General features: G+C 59.4%; 1 protein-coding gene. It reads right to left on the reverse strand.

Translation table 11 applies throughout. The annotated features are described in order from the left end of the window. Window positions 1-71: 71 nt before the first annotated feature. Window positions 72-1,493: a group II intron reverse transcriptase/maturase gene (ltrA, locus tag I8746_RS26770; protein WP_221101214.1), complete on the reverse strand. Its 1,422-nt coding sequence runs from the start codon at window positions 1,491-1,493 to the stop codon at window positions 72-74. Window positions 1,494-1,925: the final 432 nt, after the last annotated feature.

Here is a 1,925-nt window from a genome sequence, read left to right on the forward strand (position 1 = left end):
ATTGAGTAGGAGGCGGGTTCACACCCGCCGTCCTCTCACACCACCGTGCGTACGGTTCCGTACACGGCGGTTCAAGCTATGCGGCTAAGCCGGTTGATCGTATCCAGTATCGAGACCAGTCCGAGTCGATCCCATAGTTTCTTCGGCAGCGCCTGATTCATATGTGGCGCCCCCGAGTTCCACCATGGGCCTCGGCCGTTATAGGCCGATTTACAGGCACGCTCCTCGCTTAAGCCCAGACGCATCAGGTTGCGCGCCCTCGTAGAGGGCTGTTTCCATTGGCGCCAAATGGCACAGCGGAGTTTGTGCCTGATCCAGCCATCCAGCTCCTCAAGTGGCCGCTTGCTCTGGCTGAGCTTGAAGTAACCCGCCCAACCTCGTAGTACGGGGTTTATCCGCTCGATGGTGTTTGCCATCTTGCGGCCCCGCGCGCCGCATAGCAGCTCTGCGAGCCGGTCGCGCAGGCGACTCAGGCTCACCGTTGCCACCCGCAACCTTGGCTGCTGATGCCAGCTCATCCCATAACCCAAGTAATCACACTTCCAGGCTCTCGCGACTCGACTCTTCTTCTGATTCACCGTCAGTTTCAAACGTTGACTCAGGAAGCGCTCGACACTAGCCAGTACCCGTTCGCCAGCCCGAGGACTGCGCACATAAATGTTCGCGTCATCGGCATAGCGCACGAAGCGATGGCCCCGCCGCTCCAGTTCGCGGTCAAATTCATCGAGCAGGATATTCGACAGCAGCGGCGAGAGCGGGCCGCCTTGCGGCGTCCCTTCCTGCCGTGGACTGACGACACCGCCTGACATGACTCCCGCTTCAAGGTAGCGACGGATAAGCCTAAGTACGCACTTATCTTTGACCCGGCGCTCGATACAGGCCATGAGGATGTCGTGGTTGACCCGATCAAAAAACTTCTCCAGATCGACTTCCACGCACCACCGGTGCCCCGATGCCACATGGGCACGGGCCATCTCGACAGCTTGATGCGCGCTCCTGCCCGGACGGAAGCCGTAGCTAAAATCCGAGAACAAAGGATCGAAGAATGGCGTGAGTTGTTGCAGCAATGCCTGCTGGATCAGGCGATCCACGACGCTGGGAATTCCCAGTTGCCGCGTGCCGCCCTGCGGCTTGAGAATTTCAACCGCACGTACGGCTTGGGGATGGTATTCACCGGCCAGCAATCTGCCTTTGAGGATTGGCCAATACTGATTCACATAGCCTGCAAGGTCGGCGACCGTCATGCCATCGGCACCCGGCGCTCCCTTATTGCTGACTACGCGCTTATACGCACGTCTGAGGTTGGCCGGTGCGAGCACCCGCTCCATCAGCGTGTCCGGCTCTGCGTTCGTCCACGCCGATGACGCCGTCGATACCTTTGCGCTGTCAGGCATCATCCTCGGCTTCTGGCCGGGATTCGGAGTGACAGATTCCGTTTTAGGAAATTTCTGCATTGCGGCTACCAACGAGACAGTGACGCCTACTGGCGGCATAACCTGTTCGGCCCTTGGTGACGCGGTTAACCGCCACTTACTACGGCCTCGGCTGACTTCTGCACGCTCATCCCGTCGCCTCTCGACGCTCGGTAGCACCAAGGCAAGCGTACAGATCTCCCAGGGTAATTCGCGTGACCTTCCTGCTTATGCCTGTCGGATTTACGTCGCAGCGTTCCGTGCAAGTATTGGGCTTTGACGATTATGGCCGTCTTGCCCCGCTGCGCCGCCTGATCCGCTTCCTGTTCGTCAGGCCAGCATTTTGCCTCGGGCTTCCTTCAGATTCGTAGTCGCCCACGACACCCTTGCCTCTGGCTAACACTTCCCCTTGCCGGGTGTGTAGAGGACTTTCACCCCCAAGTCACCAGCGAGGCCACCACAGCCAAGCTGGTTGCGCTATCGCGCAACGCGCCATGCCTGGCGCACCATAAA

This window comes from Pseudomonas sp. USTB-Z (genome assembly GCF_019691255.1).
GTDB classification, from domain to species: Bacteria; Pseudomonadota; Gammaproteobacteria; order Pseudomonadales; family Pseudomonadaceae; genus Aquipseudomonas; species Aquipseudomonas alloputida.

Bases quoted from the DNA above. Each gene is read 5' to 3' on its own strand.
- ltrA (WP_221101214.1), bottom strand. From the start codon at position 1,493: ATGCCGCCAGTAGGCGTCACTGTCTCGTTGGTAGCCGCAATGCAGAAA.